The following is an 18,847-nucleotide window of genomic DNA, read 5'->3' as shown; positions in this document are numbered from 1 at the left end:
CGGCCCGTTAGGCTGTGCCCGTGACCAAGGACGAGACCCCCCAGCAGGCCGACGACATCGATGTCACCACGGCGGCCCCGCTTCCCGACGACGAGCCGAAGGCCGCCCGCCCGGTGCGGCGCGCCGTCGTCGCCGAGGACGAGGCGCTGATCCGGATGGACGTCGTCGAGACCCTGCGCGACGCCGGGTTCGACGTGGTGGGGGAGGCCGGCGACGGCGAGCAGGCGGTCGCGCTCGCGACCGAGCTCAAGCCGGACGTCGTCGTGATGGACGTCAAGATGCCCGTGCTCGACGGCATCTCGGCCGCGGAGCGGATCGGCAAGGCGCACCTGGCGCCCGTGGTGCTGCTCACCGCCTTCTCGCAGACCGAGCTCGTCGAGCGCGCGCGTGACGCGGGTGCCATGGCGTACGTGGTCAAGCCGTTCAGCCCGGCCGACCTGCTGCCGGCGGTCGAGATCGCGATCTCGCGGTACGCGCAGATCAGCGCGCTCGAGTCCGAGGTGGCCGACATGGCCGAGCGGTTCGAGACGCGCAAGCGCGTGGACCGTGCCAAGGGCCTGCTCATGAGCAAGATGGGGCTGTCGGAGCCCGAGTCGTTCCGGTGGATCCAGAAGACGTCGATGGATCGTCGTCTGACGATGCGCGAGGTCGCCGACGCCGTGATCGAGCAGGTCGGCGGCGGCGCGTCCTGACCTGCGTCACGAGCCCGTCGCGGCGGTCACGGTCCGGTCGTGACGTCGACCACGAGTGCGTTGTGGTCGGACAGGCCGGTGTCGACGGACGCCGCGGGCCCGCCCGCGCGGACGTCCCCGTCGCCGAGCACGTGGTCGATCTGCCGCACCGGCGCGCCCACGGGATAGGTCGCCGCCACCGCGAGCGGGGTCAGGCCCGTCACACGGGCGACGGCCGCAGGCTGCAGGTTGAGGTCTCCCATGAGCACGTACGGGCGCGGCAGGTCGGCGGTCTCGTCGAGCAGCACCCGCAGCTGGTGCTCGTTCCAGCCGTCCATCCAGGACAGGTGCGTGCCGACGACCGTCACCGGTCCCGTCACCGTGCGCACGACCGCGGCGATCGCGGCGCGCGGCTCGTCGCGCGCAGGGCGCCGCACGCGTCCCCAGCGCACCCAGGTGACGCCGGGACGACGCGGGAGGGGGACGACGCGCCATTCGTCGACCGGGAGCCGTGACACGAGCGCGACGCCGTACTCCGAGCGGCCCTGCACCACGGTCCGCGGGTCGGCGTCGCGCCACAGCCCGGGGAGTCCGTGCATCGTGGGTGCGAACCTGTGCTCGGACGCGTTCGCCGCGATGCGCGCCACCCGTGCGAGGTCGGCGCCGCGGGAACGCCGTTGTGCGACGTCGACCTCCTGCAGGGCCAGGACGTCCGCGTCGAGGCCGGTGACGGCGCGGGCCAGCCGGGCGACGTCGACGCGTCCGTCGACGGTGGAGCGGCCGTGCTGGAGGTTGTAGGTCGCGACGCGCACGGGCAGATTGTGGTGCGTACGGCCGGCGGGCGCCCGTCGGGCCGCGTCGCGGACCGGCTCTGGCGGGCCGGGGCGGACCGGTTCCCGGTCAGATGTCCAGAATCCGTGTCCGTGCCGTGACCTTTCTGGCCGGTAGGACTAGGCAAGGGGCGCCGTGCTGGTCCATGATCGAGAGCGACGCCACCGTGGGCAGAGGAGGCGTCGCCCCGACCGGATCCCCCTCGTCCCGTCTGGAGGTAGCCCGTGCGCCCCGGAGTCCAGGTCTGCCCTGCAGGTCCCGGCGATCTCGACGCCCTGGTCCAGCTGTGCCTCGCGGCACGCTCGGAGTCGGGCGTCGGCACGCAGCTGTGCACCGACGACGCCGACCGGCTGCGCGACCAGCTCGGCGCGTTCCTGGGTGCCCCGGGGGGCCGCGTGCTGGTGGGTTCCGTGGACGGCGAGCCTGCGGGGATGCTGCTCGCACGCATCGCCGGTCCGAGCCTCTTCACGGACGTCGTGAGCCTCAACCTGGAGGTCGTGTTCGTCCTGCCGGACGCGCGTCGACGCGGGCTCGGCCACCTGCTGCTCGCGACGGTCGCCGACGAGGCGGACCGCGCGGGTGCCAGCGAGGTGTACGCGACGCCGCTGCCGGGTTCGCGCGGCATGCAGCGCTTCCTCGCACAGCTCGGCTTCGCTCCCGCGGCCGCGCACCGCGTGGTCACGACGTCGGCGCTGCAGCGCCGGCTCGCACACGAGCCCGCGGCGACCACCGGCGCGATCCGGCGGTCGGGTCCGCGCGGGCTCGAGGACCTCATCGCACGCAGGCGGCAGGCACGAGCGGCGCGCACCCCCGCGTCGGGCGATCAGGTCGCGTCGATCACCATGCAGGTCAACCGCGCGGTGCAGATGCGGCGCCCGTCGGCGTCCTCGACGACGACCTGGTAGGTCGCGAGCGACCTCCCCAGGTGCACGGCGCTCGCCGTCCCGGTGACGACGCCCTCGCGCGCGGAGCGGTGGTGCGTGGCGTTGAGCTCGATGCCCACCGCCATGCGGCCGGGGCCGGCGTGCATCACCGCGGCGTACGAGCCGAGCGTCTCGGCCAGCACCGCGGAGGCACCGCCGTGCAGCAGACCGAACGGCTGGGTGTTGCCCGCGACGGGCATCGTCGCGACGGCGCGCTGGGGCGAGCACTCGAGGATCTCGATGCCCATGCGCTCGAGGAGGGTGCCTGCGACGGGCGGCAGGCCTGGCTGTGAGGTCGTGTCGGACACGGCAGATAGGTTGGCACCGTGAGCGACGCACAGCCAGCCCGACTGCTTCTCATCGACGGCCACTCGATGGCGTACCGCGCGTTCTTCGCGTTGCCGGTGGACAAGTTCGCGACGTCGTCGGGCCAGCCGACGAACGCGGTGTTCGGGTTCGTCTCGATGCTCGCCAACCTGCTGCGGGACGAGAAGCCCACGCACGTCGCCGTGGCGTTCGACCTCGGCCGCACCACGTTCCGCACCGAGGAGTACGAGCAGTACAAGGGCACGCGCGAGTCCACGCCCGAGCCGTTCCGCGGGCAGGTCGCCGTGATCGAGCGCGTCCTGGAGACCATGCACGTCCCGGTGCTCACGAAGGAGCGGTTCGAGGCCGACGACATCCTCGCGACGCTGTCGCAGCGCGCGGCTGAGCAGGACATGCAGGTGCTGATCTGCACGGGCGACCGCGATGCGTTCCAGCTGGTCACGGACGACGTCACGGTGCTGTACCCGGTGCGAGGGGTGTCCGAGCTCGCACGCATGACCCCGGACGCGGTCGAGGCGAAGTACGGCGTCCCGCCCGCGCGGTACCCCGATCTCGCGGCGCTCGTGGGCGAGACGAGCGACAACCTGCCCGGTGTCCCGGGGGTCGGGCCCAAGACCGCGGCGAAGTGGATCGGTCAGTTCGACGGCCTCGAGGGCGTGCTGGCCTCGGCCGAGGCGATCCCCGGCAAGGCGGGGGAGTCGCTGCGCGCGAACCTCGAGCAGGTCGCGCTCAATCGGCGCCTGAACGCGCTGGTCCGCGACCTGGAGCTGCCGGTGGGTCCGGAGCACCTCGAGGCGCGGCCGTGGGACCGCCAGGCCCTGCACACGATCCTCGACGAGCTCGAGTTCCGGACGCTGCGCGACCGTCTGTTCGCGATGCTCGAGGACGACGAGGCCGCCCCCGCCGCCGTCGCTGCGGCGACGCTCGACATCGCGAGCCTGGGAGACGGCGACCTCGGTGCGTGGCTGGAGGGCCGTGGGCGCTCGCTGCTCGGTGTGGACGTGCGCGGCACCGGAGCGCCCGCCGCACCCGACGCGTGGGGGATCGCGCTGGCCGACGGCGACGGCCAGGCGGCAGTGTTCGACCTGGCCCGCATCGCACCCGACGACGAGTCCGCGCTGGCGACATGGCTCGCCGACACGTCGAGTCCCAAGGCGGTGCACGGGGCCAAGGTCGCGTGGCACGCACTGGCCGGTCGGGGGCTGGACCTCGCGGGCGTCGTGACGGACACCGAGCTCGCCGCCTACCTGTGCCAGCCGGACCGCAGGGCGTACGACCTGTCGGACCTTGCGATCGGGTACCTGCACCGTGAGCTGGGCGCGGACGACGCGTCGTCGGCCGGACAGGGCGCGCTGGACCTCGAGCTCGACGGCACCGACGAGGGGCGACGCGCCGCGGTGCGTGCCGCGGCCGTGCGCGACCTGGCCGACGTGCTCGACGCCGAGGTGGCCGACCGCGGGGCGCAGGGGCTGCTCGTCGACCTCGAGCTGCCGCTGCAGGCCGTGCTCGCACGCATGGAGCGCACGGGCATCGCGATCGATGCGGGGCACCTCACCGAGCTCGAGCGCTCGTTCGACGCGACCGTGCGGGACGCCGCGGCCGAGGCGTACGCGGTGATCGGGCGCGAGGTGAACCTCGGGTCGCCCAAGCAGCTCCAGGAGGTGCTGTTCGACCAGCTCGGCATGCCGAAGACGAAGCGCATCAAGACCGGGTACACGACCGACGCGGCGGCGCTCACCGAGCTGTTCGCGCGCACCCAGCACCCGTTCCTCGAGCACCTGCTCGCGCACCGCGACGCGATCCGCCTGCGCCAGACGGTCGAGGGCCTGCAGCGCTCGGTCGCGGCGGACGGCCGGATCCACACCACGTTCCAGCAGACGATCGCCGCGACGGGACGTCTCTCGTCCGCGGACCCGAACCTGCAGAACATCCCGATCCGGACCGAGGCGGGCCGCCGGATCCGGCGTGCGTTCGTGGTCGGCAGCGGGTTCGAGACGCTGCTCACCGCGGACTACTCGCAGATCGAGATGCGGATCATGGCCCACCTGTCGGGCGACGCCGGTCTCATCGAGGCCTTCCGCTCGGGCGAGGACCTGCACTCGTACGTGGGCTCGCGCGTCTTCGGCGTGCCGACCACGGAGGTGACGGCGGCGCAGCGCTCGAAGATCAAGGCCATGAGCTACGGCCTCGCGTACGGGCTGTCGGCGTACGGGCTGTCGCAGCAGCTCTCGATCGAGGTCTCCGAGGCGTCGGCGCTCATGACGGACTACTTCGAGCGGTTCGGCGGCGTGCGTGACTACCTCACGGGCGTGGTCGACCAGGCGCGTGCGACGGGGTACACGGCGACCGTGCTCGACCGCCGCCGGTACCTGCCCGACCTCACGAGCGACAACCGGCAGCGACGTGAGGCCGCCGAGCGGATGGCGCTCAACGCGCCGATCCAGGGCAGCGCCGCCGATCTGATCAAGCTCGCGATGCTCGGGGTGGAGCGCGAGCTGCGCACGGGTGGGCTGCGGTCGCGGATGCTCCTGCAGGTGCACGACGAGCTGGTTCTCGAGGTGGCTCCGGGCGAGCGCGACCAGGTCGAGGAGCTCGTCCGCGCACAGATGGGAGCCGCGGGGGACGGCCTGCCGGGCGGACCGCTGTCGGTGCCGCTCGACGTGAGCGTCGGCGTGGGCTCGAGCTGGCACGAGGCGGGGCACTGAGCACGCAGGTCGCATCGGCGCGCGGTCGTCGAACCTGGACATGACCGGTGTGTCGGCAATGTCCGACCTGTGGGGTGCGCCACAGTAGGTGCTCGTGGCAATGGGGCCACGGCTCACCTGCGGAGGCGGCATGACCGACACGACCGGCGGCAGCATCGAGACCGACTACCAGCGAGTCCAGCGCAGCGACGAGTTCCAGGACCTCAAGCGCAGGTTCCGCAGATTCGTCTTCCCCATGACCGCGTTGTTCCTCGTCTGGTACTTCGTCTACGTCCTGCTTGCGGACTACGCGCACGACTTCATGGCCACGAAGGTCTGGGGCAACATCACGGTCGGTCTGCTGCTCGGGCTCGGGCAGTTCGTCTCGACGTTCGCAATCACGATGGTCTACGCCCGGTGGGCCAACAACCGCCAGGACCCGGTGGCCGAGCGGCTGCGCCTGCACATCGAGCAGGGCGTGGTCGACGGCGGCTCGGACCCGACCTCGGGCCCGACGGGCGGTGACGCCGCGTGAACGCGCTCGTCGTCGCGGCCGACGCGACCGAGAAGATCGGCGACCCGGCCCTCAACATCACGATCTTCGGCGCGTTCGTGCTGGTCACGCTCGTCGTGGTGTTCCGCGCGTCCCGCAACAACAAGACCGCGGCCGACTACTACGCCGCGGGCCGCTCGTTCACGGGCCCGCAGAACGGCACCGCGATCGCGGGCGACTACCTGTCAGCGGCCTCGTTCCTCGGCATCTGCGGCGCGATCGCGCTCAACGGCTACGACGGGTTCCTGTACTCGATCGGGTTCCTCGTGGCGTGGCTCGTCGCGCTGCTGCTCGTCGCGGAGCTGCTGCGCAACACGGGCCGCTTCACGATGGCCGACGTGCTGTCGTTCCGGCTCAAGGAGCGGCCGGTGCGCATGGTCGCCGCGCTGTCGACGCTCGCGGTGGTCTTCTTCTACCTCCTGGCGCAGATGGCCGGCGCCGGCGGGCTCGTGGCCCTGCTGCTCGGCATCGAGGGGACGGCGGCCCAGGGAGTCGTCATCGCCGTCGTGGGCGCGCTGATGATCCTGTACGTCCTCGTCGGAGGGATGAAAGGCACCACGTGGGTGCAGATCATCAAGGCCGTGCTGCTCATCGTGGGTGCGGGCGTCATGACGCTGTGGGTCCTGGCGAAGTACGGGTTCAGCCTGTCCGACGTCATCCAGGGGGCCGTCGACACCGCCGGCGAGGGCGGCGAGGCGCTCGTCGGGCCGGGCAAGCAGTACGGCGCGACGGCCATGAGCCAGCTCAACTTCCTGTCGCTCGCGCTCGCGCTGGTGCTCGGCACGGCCGGGCTCCCGCACGTGCTCATGCGCTTCTACACCGTGCCGTCGGCCAAGGAGGCGCGGCGTTCGGTGGTGTGGGCGATCTGGCTCATCGGCATCTTCTACCTGTTCACGCTCGTGCTCGGGTACGGCGCCGGCGCCCTCGTCGGGCCGGACAAGATCAAGGCGGCGCCGGGCGGTCAGAACTCCGCGGCACCGCTGCTGGCGTACGAGCTGGGCGGGACCGTGCTGCTCGCGCTCATCTCGGCGATCGCGTTCGCGACGATCCTGGCCGTGGTCGCCGGCCTGACGATCACGGCGGCGACGTCCTTCGCGCACGACATCTACGCGTCGGTCATCAAGAAGGGCCAGGTGCGGCCCGACGGCGAGGTGCGGGTCGCCCGCATCACGGTCGTCGCGATCGGCGTGCTCGCGATCGTCGGTGGCATCTTCGCCAACGGGCAGAACGTCGCGTTCCTCGTCGCCCTGGCGTTCGCGGTCGCCGCGAGCGCGAACCTCCCGACGATCCTCTGCTCGCTGTTCTGGAAGAGGTTCAACACGTCGGGTGCGTTGTGGAGCATGTGGGGTGGCTTGATCTCGTGCCTCGTGCTCATCACGTTCTCGCCCGTGGTCTCGGGCAAGGTCGACCCCAAGACGGGCGACAGCCTGTCGATGATCAAGGACACCGGTGTCGACTTCCACCTGATCTCGCTCGAGAACCCGGGCCTCATCACGATCCCGCTCGCCTTCGTGCTGGGGATCGTCGGGACGCTGATCAGCAAGGAGAAGTCCAGCCCGGAGCGGTACGCCGAGATGGAGGTCCGCTCGCTGACCGGGGCCGGGTCGGAGAAGGCGGTCGTGCACTGAGGCACGTCGACGGGTGCCGGCGGTCCTCGTCGGCACCCGTCGTCAGCTCTGGTCCTGCGTAGGTCCGGCGTGGGTCGAGCAGGTCGGCGGACGCATCGCTCACGTCAGGCGGCACACGAAGGTCGCCGTGCCCGGCAGGTAGGCGCCGCGCACCGGCCCCCAGCCGCCCCACACGCGGTCGTGCCCGGCGGGCCACTCGGGCTCGACGAGCCGCTCGAGGACGAACCCGGCACCGACGAGGTCGGCCACGTGGTCGCCGAGCGTTCGGTGGTACTCGGCGTACAGGACGGCGCCCGAGGCTGCGAGCTCGACGTACGGCCGACGGTCGAAGTACGCGCGGTTCGCGGTCAGGCCGTGCTCGGACGGGTCGTCGGGGAAAGCCCACCGCAGCGGGTGCGTCACGGAGAACACCCAGCGTCCGCCCGGGCGCAGGACGCGGGCGACCTCGGCGTGGACGGCGTCGGCGTCGGGGACGAAGGGGATGGCGCCGAACGACGTGAACGCGACGTCGAACGAACGGTCGGGGAACGGCAGCGCGCGGGCGTCGGCGACGACGACGGGCACCCGCACCCCCGTCCGCTCGTCGTACCCGCGCCCGGCTTCGAGCATGGACAGCGACACGTCCGTGGCGACCGCGCGGGCGCCGCGACCGACGAGCCACCGCGAGCACTGTGCGGCGCCCGCGCCCACCTCGAGCACGTCCCGGCCGACGACGTCGCCGAGCAGCTGTACCTCCGCCTCGCGGACCCCCTCCGGGCACCACACGAAGTCGGCCGGTCCGAGGAACTCGCCGTGCTCGTCCAGGTACTCGTGCGCGTTGGCGTCCCACCAGCCGCGTCCCGCCCGGCCGCCGGCCTCGTCGGGTACGTCCAGGTAACCGACCTCGGCGATCTCGTCGTCCGTCTCGCGGTCCGTCTCGTCCACGTGCGCCAGTGTGCCGCGTCCGCGTCCGGACCAGGTGCGCGTCTGGGACCGAGGGCGCAGTCGGCACGCGTCTGCGCTGGCTAGGCTGGCCGTACGGCTGCCCGACGATGCGCACCGGAACCCTGACCATCACCTCAAGGAGTGCACCCAGTGCGAGTCGGACTGCTCACGGGCGGCGGCGACGTCCCCGGCCTCAACGCCGCGATCCGTGCGGTCGTGAAGCACGGGGAGGGGGAGCACGGTCATTCGATCGTCGGCTTCCGCAACGGCTGGAAGGGGGTCGTCGACGGCGACGTGCAGCCGATGACCCGCCAGCACATCCGCAACGTGCTGCAGGTGGGCGGGACGCTCCTGGGCACCGCGCGCTACCACCCGCACGCGGCGGACGGCGGGCTGGACGCCGTGCTCGCGACGCTCGAGGCGGAGCGGATCGAGGCGCTCATATGCATCGGCGGCGACGGGACGCTGCACGCCGCGAGCAAGGTCGCCGAGGCCGGTGTGCGCATCGTCGCGATCCCCAAGACGATCGACAACGACGTGTGGGGGACCGACGCGTCGATCGGCTTCGACACCGCGGTCACGATCGCGACCGAGGCGATCGACCGGATCCACACCACGGCGGAGAGCCACAACCGCGTGATGGTCGTCGAGGTGATGGGTCGGCACGCCGGCTGGATCGCCGCGGCGTCGGGCATCGCGGGTGGCGCCGAGCTCGTGCTCGCGCCCGAGGCGCCGTTCGACATCGACCGCATCGAGCGCTTCCTCAAGCACCGTCACCGCGCGCACGCGAGCTTCTCGATCGTCGTGGTCGCCGAGGGCGCGGTGCCCGCCGAGGGCACGTCGATGAGCTACGAGACGCAGGTCGGCAAGTTCGGCGAGATCGTCGCGGGCGCGGTCGGCGAGCGGCTCAAGTCCGAGATCGAGCAGCGCACGGGCTTCGACACGCGCGTGACCGTGCTCGGCCACGTGCAGCGCGGCGGGACCCCGACGGCGGCGGACCGCATCCTCGGGTCGCGGTTCGGCGTGGCGGCGATCGACGCGATCACACGCGGCGAGACCGGCGTGATGACGGCCCTGCGCGGCGACCGCGTCGAGCTCGTCCCGCTGGGGGAGATCGCGGGCAAGGTCAAGCACGTGCCCGACGAGCTCCTCCAGGTCGCGCGCGCGCTCGCGTGACCTCGTGCCCGGGCCGTCGTCGGGCCGTCATTGGGCGGTGTCGGGCGCCGTCATGGCGGTCTCGGGCGCTTTGACCGGCCCCTCGGAGCGCAGGTAGGGTGGACGGCGGTGCCGCGCGCCTTCTTCGTCGCGCTCCCTCATGCCCGGGCTCGACCACGAGCCGGGGCGGGAACCGATCACTGATCAGCGTCGGCCCACCCACATGTCCGTACAACATCCTGTCCGCATCGGAGCCCATCCCTACATGAGCATCTCCACCCCCGCGAAGCCCGCCACCCCGCAGGTCGCGGTCAACGACATCGGTTCGGCCGAGGACTTCCTCGCCGCGATCGACGCCACCATCAAGTACTTCAACGATGGCGACATCGTCGAGGGCACCATCGTCAAGGTCGACCGCGACGAGGTCCTGCTCGACATCGGCTACAAGACCGAGGGCGTCATCCCCTCCCGCGAGCTGTCCATCAAGCACGACGTGGACCCCGGTGAGGTCGTCAAGGTCGGCGACGAGGTCGAGGCCCTGGTCCTCCAGAAGGAGGACAAGGAAGGCCGCCTGATCCTGTCGAAGAAGCGCGCCCAGTACGAGCGCGCCTGGGGCACGATCGAGAAGGTCAAGGAGGAGGACGGCGTCGTCACCGGCACCGTCATCGAGGTCGTCAAGGGCGGCCTCATCCTCGACATCGGCCTGCGCGGCTTCCTGCCCGCCTCGCTCGTCGAGATGCGTCGTGTGCGCGACCTCCAGCCGTACGTCGGCAAGGAGATCGAGGCCAAGATCATCGAGCTCGACAAGAACCGCAACAACGTGGTCCTGTCGCGCCGCGCGTGGCTCGAGCAGACGCAGTCGGAGGTCCGCTCGACCTTCCTGCAGACGCTCCAGAAGGGCCAGGTGCGCCCCGGTGTCGTGTCGTCGATCGTCAACTTCGGTGCGTTCGTCGACCTCGGTGGAGTGGACGGCCTCGTGCACGTCTCCGAGCTGTCGTGGAAGCACATCGACCACCCGTCCGAGGTCGTCGAGGTCGGCCAGGAGGTCACGGTCGAGGTGCTCGACGTCGACTTCGACCGCGAGCGCGTCTCCCTGTCGCTGAAGGCGACGCAGGAGGACCCATGGCAGGCGTTCGCCCGGACGCACGCCATCGGCCAGGTCGTCCCCGGCAAGGTCACCAAGCTCGTCCCGTTCGGTGCGTTCGTGCGCGTCGAGGACGGCATCGAGGGCCTCGTGCACATCTCGGAGCTGGCCGTGCGCCACGTCGAGATCCCGGAGCAGGTCGTCCAGGTCGGCGACGACGTGTTCGTCAAGGTCATCGACATCGACCTGGAGCGTCGCCGCATCTCGCTGTCGCTCAAGCAGGCGAACGAGGGCTTCGACCCCGAGTCGGAGGACTTCGACCCCGCGCTGTACGGCATGGCGGCGGAGTACGACGAGGCGGGCAACTACAAGTACCCCGAGGGCTTCGACCCGTCGACGAACGAGTGGCTCGAGGGCTTCGAGTCCCAGCGCGAGACGTGGGAGGCGCAGTACGCGGCCGCCCACGAGCGCTGGGAGGCGCACCGCAAGCAGGTCTCGGAGGCCGCGAAGGCGGACGCCGACGCGGCTGCGAGCGGCGACGCGAACGTCCCGGCCCCGTCGACGTACTCGTCGTCCACCGAGGACGCCGCGGGCACGCTCGCGTCGGACGAGGCGCTCGCCGCGCTGCGCGAGAAGCTGACGGGCAACTGATCTCTGATCAGCCCTGACGAAGGGGACGGTCGCCTGCGGGCGGCCGGCCCCTTCGTCGTCCCAGCGCGTGCGCGCAGGTGCTCGCCCGCCGTCGCTCGGGCAGGATGAGGGACATGCAACGCATCGGCCTGACAGGCGGCATCGCAGCGGGCAAGTCGGTCGCGGCGGGCCGGTTCGCGGAGCTCGGTGCCGTGGTGATCGACGCGGACGTGCTCGCGCGCGAGGCGGTCGCACCCGGCAGCGTGGGGCTCGACGAGGTCGTCGAGGCGTTCGGCGCGCACGTCCTCGCTGCGGACGGCACGCTCGACCGGGTCGCGCTGGGAACGCTCGTGTTCGCCGACGCGGACGCCCGCTCCCGGCTCGAAGCGATCGTGCACCCGGTCGTACGCCGGCTCGCGGCCGAGCGGGAGGCCGCCGCAGCGGTGCGGGACCACGGTGCCGTGGTGGTCCACGACATCCCGCTGCTCGTCGAGACCGGTCAGCAGGACGACTTCCACGTGCTGGTCGTGGTGCACGCCCCGGCGCTGCTGCGCGTGGAGCGGCTGGTGCGGCTGCGGGGGCTCGCGCGAGCTGAGGCCGAGGCGCGCGTCGGCGCACAGGCCGGCGACGACGAGCGGCTGGCCGCTGCCGACGTCGTGCTCGACGGGACGGGCAGCGACGGCGACCTGCGCGCGGCGGTCGACGACCTGTGGGCCCGTCTGGCCGAGGAGCGGGACGACGAGCTCGCGTCGGAGACGCCCTGACGGCGCTCCGTCCCGTTCTGCGCAGCTTGTCGTGAGCCCTTGGTCCAGGCGGTCGACCACGTACCCGGAGGATCCGGACCAGGTCGTGGATCGGAGCGTACTCGTCAGTTACTGTGCCCTCCATCACAGTGCCGTCGAGGTAGTCGGCGCGTGGATCGAGGAGCACGTCATGGCCAAGCCCGCCCAGTCCCGGGCCTCCGTCTCGCTGGGGACCTCCCTGCCCGTCGCCCGGGTCGTCGAGCTCGCGGCGAAGGCCGCGACGTCCGTCGACGACAACGCGGGGCGCGTGCGCGTCGAGAGCCGCTCGACCTACGAGGTCGAGCTGTCGGTGCGCGACCACATCGAGGGCTACGAGGTGATGCGGTTCGGCGTGCACATCGACCGTGCGCTCGGCCGCACGAACGGTCGCACGATGATCACGAGCTTCAAGGCGAAGGAGGGGGGCGTCTCGGCCCTCATCCCCATGGCGAAGCGCAAGCTCGTCGGGTTCTCGGCGTACGAGGCGTACATGGACTGGCTCGTGTCGGGCATCCGGGCGGAGGACCCGCAGGCCCTCGTCACGCTCGTCAGCGGCGACTGACACCGGCCGCCGACGCGCTCAGGAGCACGCGTGTCGGTGGTGGCACGTAGCGTGAGGGCATGCGCCCAGTCACGGACCTGCAGCGAACGGTCGCGCCGTTCGAGGTCGTCTCGGAGTTCCAGCCGTCGGGGGACCAGCCCCAGGCGATCGGCGAGCTGACCGCCCGTCTTCGCGCGGGGGAGAAGGACGTCGTCCTGCTCGGGGCGACGGGCACCGGCAAGTCCGCCACGACGGCGTGGCTGATCGAGCAGGTGCAGCGTCCGACGCTCGTGATGGCGCCCAACAAGACGCTGGCGGCGCAGCTCGCGACCGAGTTCCGTGAGCTGCTGCCCAACAACGCGGTCGAGTACTTCGTGTCGTACTACGACTACTACCAGCCCGAGGCGTACATCGCGCAGACGGACACCTACATCGAGAAGGACTCGTCGATCAACGACGAGGTCGAGCGGCTGCGCCACTCGGCGACGTCGTCGCTGCTGACGCGTCGCGACGTCGTCGTGGTCGCGTCGGTGTCCTGCATCTACGGCCTGGGCACGCCCCAGGAGTACGTCGACCGCATGGTGACGCTGAACGTGGGCGACCAGGTCGACCGCGACCAGCTGCTGAGGCGGTTCGTGCAGATGCAGTACACGCGCAACGACCTCGCGTTCACGCGCGGGACGTTCCGGGTGCGCGGGGACACGGTCGAGATCATCCCGATGTACGAGGAGCTCGCGATCCGCATCGAGTTCTTCGGCGACGAGATCGAGGCCATCGCGACGCTGCACCCCCTGACGGGCGACGTGGTGCGCTCCGAGCAGCAGATGATGATCTTCCCCGCGACCCACTACGTCGCAGGCCCCGAGCGCATGGAGCGCGCGATCACGGGCATCGAGGCCGAGCTCGAGCAGCGCCTCGCCGAGCTCGAGCGGCAGAACAAGCTCCTCGAGGCGCAGCGGCTGCGCATGCGGACGACGTACGACATCGAGATGATGCGCCAGATCGGCTCGTGCTCGGGGATCGAGAACTACTCCCGCCACATCGACGGCCGCACGGCGGGGTCCGCGCCCAACACGCTGCTCGACTTCTTCCCCGAGGACTTCCTGCTCGTCATCGACGAGTCGCACGTGACGGTGCCGCAGATCGGCGCGATGTTCGAGGGCGACACGAGCCGCAAGCGCGCGCTCGTGGAGCACGGGTTCCGTCTCCCGAGCGCCACCGACAACCGACCGCTGCGCTGGGAGGAGTTCGTCGAGCGCATCGGTCAGACCGTGTACCTGTCGGCGACACCGGGGGACTACGAGCTGTCGATGGCCGACGGTGTCGTCGAGCAGATCATCCGCCCGACCGGTCTGATCGACCCGGAGGTCGTGGTGAAGCCGACGAAGGGCCAGATCGACGACCTGCTCGGCGAGATCCACGACCGCGTGGAGCGCGACGAGCGCGTCCTGGTGACGACGTTGACGAAGAAGATGGCGGAAGATCTCACCGACTACTTCCTCGAGAAGGGCGTGCGGGTGCGCTACCTGCACTCGGAGGTCGACACGCTGCGGCGCGTCGAGCTGCTCCGGGAGCTGCGTCTGGGCGAGTACGACGTGCTGGTGGGCATCAACCTGCTGCGTGAGGGGCTCGACCTGCCCGAGGTGTCGCTCGTCGCGATCCTCGACGCGGACAAGGAGGGCTTCCTGCGGTCGGGAAAGTCGCTCATCCAGACGATCGGGCGCGCGGCGCGCAACGTGTCCGGCCAGGTGCACATGTACGCGGACAAGATGACGCCCGCGATGGAGCTCGCGATCGACGAGACCAACCGACGCCGCGAGAAGCAGATCGCCTACAACGCCGAACGGGGCATCGACCCGACGCCGCTGCGCAAGAAGATCGGCGACATCACCGACCTGCTCGCGCGCGAGGACGCGGACACCGCCGAGCTGCTGGGCGGCGGCGGCCGCCAGACGAGCCGCGGCAAGGCACCCGTCCCGGGCTTCGGCTCCAAGGGAGCTCCGCGCGACGAGCGCACGCGCCTCACGGGCGCCGCGGCCGGCGAGCTCGCGACGCTCATCCAGGAGCTGACGGACCAGATGCACGCGGCCGCCGGCGAGCTCCAGTTCGAGCTCGCCGCGCGTCTGCGGGACGAGATCTCGGGGCTCAAGAAGGAGCTTCGGCAGATGCAGGCCGCGACGGCCTGACCGCGAGGGGAGTCGACATGGCGTTCGGCATTCAGATCACGTTCGACGCGGCGAGCCCGCCCACGCTCGGAGCCTTCTGGGCGAGCGCGCTCGGCTACGTCGAGGACTCCCCTCCGGACGGGTTCGCGACGTGGGACGAGGCTCTCGACGCGATGAACGTGCCGATGGACCAGCGTGACACCGCGTACGCCGTCGTCGACCCCGACGGCGTCGGACCCCGCGTGTTCTTCCAGAAGGTCCCGGAGGCCAAGACCTCGAAGAACCGGGTGCACCTCGACGTGAACGTCGGGGCGGGCCTGCCGCCGGAGACCCGCCGCGAGGTCGTACGCGCGCGTGTCGCCGAGCTGGTCGCCCTCGGGGCCACGGCAGGAGCCGAGTTCGAGGAGCTGGGCTCGTTCTGGACGGTCATGCAGGACCCCGAGGGCAACGAGTTCTGCGTGCAGTGACACCTGGACCTTCGTCCCGTATCGTGTCGCCCGGTTGAAGGGGAGTACCCCGCAATCGGCAGCATCGTCATCACGGCCCGGATCGACCCGGGTCCGGGGCTGCCGGCCGTGATCCGCGGTGGGGGAGACCTTCGGTACTGCAGCACACCTGTACCGGAGGCATCACATGGACATCCCCGTCTGGGTCTGGCTCGCGACGGCAGCCGGCGTCGTCGGACTCATCGTGCTCGACTTCTTCGCGCACGTCCGCACCCCGCACGCGCCCACGTTCCGTGAGTCGGCGCGCTGGTCGGTCTTCTACATCGCCCTGGCGCTCGTGTTCGGCGTCGTCGTCGGCCTGGTGTGGGGCTGGGGCAGCGGTGGCGAGTACTTCGCGGGGTACGTCACCGAGAAGAGCCTGTCGGTCGACAACCTGTTCGTGTTCCTCATCATCATGACGAGGTTCGCCGTGCCGCGGGAGCTGCAGCAGAAGGTGCTGCTCGTCGGCGTCGCGATCGCGCTCGTGCTGCGCACGGTGTTCATCCTCGCCGGGGCCGCCGCGATCGAGCAGTTCTCGTGGGTGTTCTACGTGTTCGGGGCGTTCCTCGTGTACACGGCCGTGAAGCTGGCGCGCGAGCACCACCAGGAGATCCCGGACCCGGACCAGGGCGACGGCCTCGTCGTGCGCGTGTTCAGGCGCGTCCTTCCGACGACCGACGAGTACCACGGCGACCGCCTCAGCGTGCGTGTGGACGGCAGGCGCGTGCTCACCCCGATGCTCGTCGTCATGGTGGCGATCGGCGCGACGGACGTGCTGTTCGCGCTCGACTCCATCCCCGCGATCTACGGCCTGACGAGCGAGCCCTACATCGTGTTCACCGCGAACGCGTTCGCACTGCTCGGCCTGCGGCAGCTCTACTTCCTCATCGGCGGGCTGCTCGACCGACTGGTCTACCTCTCGCAGGGGCTTTCGGTGATCCTCGGCTTCATCGGCGTGAAGCTGGTGCTGCACGCGCTGCACGTCAACGAGCTGCCGTTCGTGAACGGCGGTCACCCCGTCGAGTGGGCGCCGGAGATCCCGATCTGGATGTCGCTCACGGTCATCCTGGGGACGTTGACCGTGGCGACGGTCGCGAGCCTCGTGGCAACGCGCGGCCGGCGCGCGGAGGTCAGCGACCCGCCGCCCACGGGCCGATGACGATCGACCACGGCCGGACGTCGGTCGCGGCGACGAGGCCCTCGCGCTGGAACGGGTCGTCGTCGAGCAGGGCGTCGATGGCCGCCTCGTCGGCGGCCTCGAGGACGAGCAAGGCCCCCGCGGGCTCGTCGGCCCACGGTCCGGAGCCGAGCAGGAGGCCGCGGTCGGCGAGCTCGGCCAGGTAGGCGCGGTGGGCCGGGCGGACGGCGTCGCGCACGTCGACGCGCTCGTCGTAGGTGTAGCGGACGGCGTAGGTGCTCATGGGGGCATCCTGCCCGACGCGGGGTGGCACAGTGGGACGGTGACCACCCCGCCCACCGAGCAGCCACGGATCACCCTGGCAGACGGCACGAGCATCCCCGCGATCGGGTTCGGGGTGTACAAGGTCGATGACGCGGCGGCCGAGCCCGCCGTCCGCACCGCGCTGGAGGCCGGCTACCGGCTCGTCGACACCGCGACGCTGTACGGCAACGAGTCGGGCGTCGGGCGAGCGGTGCGCGCGAGCGGGCTGCGCCGTGACGAGGTGCACGTGACGACGAAGCTGTGGAACGACGCGCACGGACGCCCGCGTGCGCGCGCAGCCCTCGAGGCGTCGGTCGACCGCCTGGGCCTCGGCGTGCCGGACCTCTACCTCATCCACTGGCCGTGTCCCGCGCGGGACCTGTACACGGAGACCTGGCGCAGCCTCCTCGAGCTCCGTTCCGAGGGCGCGGTGCGCTCGGCCGGCGTCTCGAACTTCCAGCGCTCGCACCTCGACCGGGTGATCGACGACTCCGGCGAGGTCCCCGTGCTCAACCAGGTCGAGCTGCACCCCTACCTGCAGCAGCGGGACCTGCGGGCGTACCACGCCGAACGAGGGATCGTGACGCAGGCGTGGTCGCCGCTCGGGCGCGGCGACGTGCTGCGGGACCCGACGATCGTCGAGGTGGCGCGCCGGCACGCCGCTACCCCGGCGCAGGTGGTGCTCCGCTGGCACCTGGACCTCGGGGTCGCGGTGATCCCCAAGTCGGTGACGCCCGAGCGCATCCGGTCCAACCTGAGAGCGCTCGACCTCGCGCTGACGTCCGACGACCACGAGCGCATCGCGGCGCTCGACCGCGGCCGGCGCTCCGGCTCCCATCCCGACGAGGTGAACTGATGCCCCGCACCCTGCGCACGCTCCTGACCGACGACCTGCTCGAGCGCATCCACGACCGCGCCGCGACGCACGACCGCGAGAACACGTTCCCGCACGACGACCTCCGTGAGCTGACCCAGGCCGGGTACCTCGGCGCGTTCGTGCCGTCCGACCGCGGCGGCGCGGGGCTCACGCTCGAGGAGGTGGCGCGTGAGCAGGTGCGGCTCGCGGCGGCCGCGCCGGCGACGGCACTGGCGGTGAACATGCACCTCGTCGTGACGGGGCTCGCGGCGCTGCTCGTCGCGCGGGGCGACGAGTCGGTCGCGTTCGTGCTCGACGAGGCCGCGGCCGGAGAGGTCTTCGCGTTCGGCAACTCGGAGGCGGGCAACGACCTCGTCATGTTCGGCTCGCGGACGCGTGCGGAACGCGACGACGAGGGCGGTTACCGCTTCCACGGCACGAAGATCTTCACGTCGCTCTCACCGGTGTGGACGCGACTGGCCACGTTCGGTCTCGACGAGCAGCACCCCGACGGACCGCGGCTCGTGCACGCCGTCGTGGGCCGCGACGGGACGACGACGAAGGACGACTGGGACACGCTCGGCATGCGCGCGACGCAGTCGTGCTCGACCGTGCTCGACGGGGCGTACGCGCGGCCCGAGCACGTGTACCGGGCGCTGCCGCCCGGACCGAGCGCCGACCCGTTCGTGTTCGCGCTCTTCGCGGTCTTCGAGATCCTGCTCGGTGCGGTGTACACGGGCATCGGTCGCCGGGCCCTCGAGCTCGGCGCCGACGCGACGCGCCGCAGGACCTCGTTCAAGTTCGAGGGGCGCGCGTACTCGCAGGATCCCGACATCCGGTGGAAGGTCGCCGACGCCGCCCTCGTGCAGGACGGTGCCGAACTGCAGGTGTTCGCGCTCGCGCGCGACGTCGACGAGCGCGTGGACCACGGCGCACGTTGGTTCGCGCAGCTCGTCGGGCTCAAGGTGCGGGCGACGGAGTCGGCGCGGGTCGTCGTGGACCTCGCGCTGCGCGTGGCGGGCGGCGGCGGGTACTCGTCGGGGAGCGAGCTGGTGCGGCTGTACCGGGACGTGCTCGCCGGCATCTACCACCCGTCGGACGACGAGTCGGCGCACGCAACGGTCGCTGCCTCGGTGCTCGGACCGCTCGACGCGTGAGCGACGTCGG

At 71.3% G+C, this 18,847-nt stretch carries 18 protein-coding genes; 14 read left to right on the top strand and 4 right to left on the bottom strand.

Translation table 11 applies throughout. From position 1 onward, the window contains the following. Positions 1 to 20: 20 nt before the first annotated feature. Positions 21 to 692, top strand: coding sequence for an ANTAR domain-containing response regulator (locus tag AW16_RS0101240; RefSeq protein WP_029287450.1), 672 nt, complete (start codon positions 21 to 23; stop codon positions 690 to 692). Between the two features lie 26 nt (positions 693 to 718). Here the strand turns inward: AW16_RS0101240 and AW16_RS0101235 are convergent, their stop codons facing one another. Further along, positions 719 to 1,483 (bottom strand): endonuclease/exonuclease/phosphatase family protein, encoded by a 765-nt coding sequence (locus AW16_RS0101235; protein WP_029287448.1) that lies wholly within the window; start codon positions 1,481 to 1,483, stop codon positions 719 to 721. 243 nt (positions 1,484 to 1,726) lie between these two features. On the opposite strand from AW16_RS0101235, the gene AW16_RS0101230 reads away from it, so the two are divergent. After that, a complete protein-coding gene (locus tag AW16_RS0101230) occupies positions 1,727 to 2,407 on the top strand; it encodes a GNAT family N-acetyltransferase (RefSeq protein WP_029287446.1) in 681 nt (226 codons plus the stop codon). Here the strand turns inward: AW16_RS0101230 and AW16_RS0101225 are convergent. Continuing rightward, on the bottom strand, positions 2,326 to 2,733 hold the full coding sequence (locus AW16_RS0101225) for a hotdog fold thioesterase (protein WP_029287444.1): 408 nt from the start codon (positions 2,731 to 2,733) through the stop codon (positions 2,326 to 2,328). The genes AW16_RS0101230 and AW16_RS0101225 overlap by 82 nt on opposite strands. A gap of 66 nt (positions 2,734 to 2,799) precedes the next feature. Here AW16_RS0101225 and polA point away from each other — a divergent pair, with 66 nt between their 5' ends. The 3 genes from polA (at position 2,800) to AW16_RS0101210 (ending at position 7,617) form a co-directional block, all read left to right on the top strand. Next, positions 2,800 to 5,457, top strand: coding sequence for a DNA polymerase I (gene polA / locus AW16_RS0101220; RefSeq protein WP_231495921.1), 2,658 nt, complete (start codon positions 2,800 to 2,802; stop codon positions 5,455 to 5,457). A 130-nt stretch (positions 5,458 to 5,587) separates the two neighbouring features. Further along, complete coding sequence (locus tag AW16_RS0101215) at positions 5,588 to 5,971, top strand: DUF485 domain-containing protein (RefSeq protein ID WP_029287440.1); 384 nt, start codon at positions 5,588 to 5,590, stop codon at positions 5,969 to 5,971. After that, positions 5,968 to 7,617 (top strand): cation acetate symporter, encoded by a 1,650-nt coding sequence (locus AW16_RS0101210; RefSeq protein WP_029287439.1) that lies wholly within the window; start codon positions 5,968 to 5,970, stop codon positions 7,615 to 7,617. The genes AW16_RS0101215 and AW16_RS0101210 overlap by 4 nt, the downstream gene beginning before the upstream one ends. A 99-nt stretch (positions 7,618 to 7,716) precedes the next feature. Here AW16_RS0101210 and AW16_RS0101205 read toward each other — a convergent pair whose 3' ends face one another. Further along, complete coding sequence (locus AW16_RS0101205; RefSeq protein ID WP_029287437.1) at positions 7,717 to 8,541, bottom strand: class I SAM-dependent methyltransferase; 825 nt, start codon at positions 8,539 to 8,541, stop codon at positions 7,717 to 7,719. A 150-nt stretch (positions 8,542 to 8,691) separates the two neighbouring features. Between AW16_RS0101205 and AW16_RS0101200 the strand changes: the two genes are divergently transcribed. From AW16_RS0101200 to AW16_RS0101170, 7 genes are all read left to right on the top strand, one after another. Beyond that, positions 8,692 to 9,717, top strand: a complete 1,026-nt coding sequence (locus tag AW16_RS0101200) for a 6-phosphofructokinase (protein ID WP_029287435.1) — start codon at positions 8,692 to 8,694, stop codon at positions 9,715 to 9,717. A 244-nt stretch (positions 9,718 to 9,961) separates the two neighbouring features. After that, on the top strand, positions 9,962 to 11,431 hold the full coding sequence (gene rpsA, locus AW16_RS0101195; protein WP_029287433.1) for a 30S ribosomal protein S1: 1,470 nt from the start codon (positions 9,962 to 9,964) through the stop codon (positions 11,429 to 11,431). A 113-nt stretch (positions 11,432 to 11,544) separates the two neighbouring features. Further along, positions 11,545 to 12,174 (top strand): dephospho-CoA kinase, encoded by a 630-nt coding sequence (coaE, locus tag AW16_RS0101190; protein WP_029287431.1) that lies wholly within the window; start codon positions 11,545 to 11,547, stop codon positions 12,172 to 12,174. A gap of 169 nt (positions 12,175 to 12,343) precedes the next feature. Beyond that, positions 12,344 to 12,754 (top strand): hypothetical protein, encoded by a 411-nt coding sequence (locus AW16_RS0101185; RefSeq protein ID WP_029287429.1) that lies wholly within the window; start codon positions 12,344 to 12,346, stop codon positions 12,752 to 12,754. A gap of 59 nt (positions 12,755 to 12,813) precedes the next feature. Further along, entirely contained in the window at positions 12,814 to 14,919 is a 2,106-nt protein-coding gene (gene uvrB / locus AW16_RS0101180) for an excinuclease ABC subunit UvrB (RefSeq protein ID WP_029287427.1), read from the top strand. A 17-nt stretch (positions 14,920 to 14,936) separates the two neighbouring features. After that, positions 14,937 to 15,365, top strand: coding sequence for a VOC family protein (locus AW16_RS0101175; protein WP_029287425.1), 429 nt, complete (start codon positions 14,937 to 14,939; stop codon positions 15,363 to 15,365). 166 nt (positions 15,366 to 15,531) lie between these two features. Continuing rightward, the gene (locus AW16_RS0101170) at positions 15,532 to 16,542 is read left to right on the top strand and encodes a TerC family protein (RefSeq protein ID WP_029287423.1); all 1,011 of its coding nucleotides are present in this window, start codon (positions 15,532 to 15,534) and stop codon (positions 16,540 to 16,542) included. Here the strand turns inward: AW16_RS0101170 and AW16_RS0101165 are convergent. Next, the gene (locus AW16_RS0101165) at positions 16,514 to 16,804 is read right to left on the bottom strand and encodes a YciI family protein (RefSeq protein WP_029287421.1); all 291 of its coding nucleotides are present in this window, start codon (positions 16,802 to 16,804) and stop codon (positions 16,514 to 16,516) included. The genes AW16_RS0101170 and AW16_RS0101165 overlap by 29 nt on opposite strands. Positions 16,805 to 16,843: 39 nt before the next feature. On the opposite strand from AW16_RS0101165, the gene AW16_RS0101160 reads away from it, so the two are divergent. Further along, entirely contained in the window at positions 16,844 to 17,680 is an 837-nt protein-coding gene (locus AW16_RS0101160) for an aldo/keto reductase (protein WP_029287419.1), read from the top strand. After that, the gene (locus tag AW16_RS0101155) at positions 17,680 to 18,837 is read left to right on the top strand and encodes an acyl-CoA dehydrogenase family protein (protein WP_029287417.1); all 1,158 of its coding nucleotides are present in this window, start codon (positions 17,680 to 17,682) and stop codon (positions 18,835 to 18,837) included. The genes AW16_RS0101160 and AW16_RS0101155 overlap by 1 nt, the downstream gene beginning before the upstream one ends. The last annotated feature ends 10 nt before the right edge of the window (positions 18,838 to 18,847 follow it).

It is taken from the genome of Cellulomonas sp. HZM (assembly GCF_000708885.1).
In the GTDB taxonomy this organism is placed as follows: Bacteria; Actinomycetota; Actinomycetes; order Actinomycetales; family Cellulomonadaceae; genus Cellulomonas.
The sequence above is the reverse complement of the archived record's forward strand: the minus strand, read 5'-3'. Positions and strand labels throughout refer to the sequence as shown.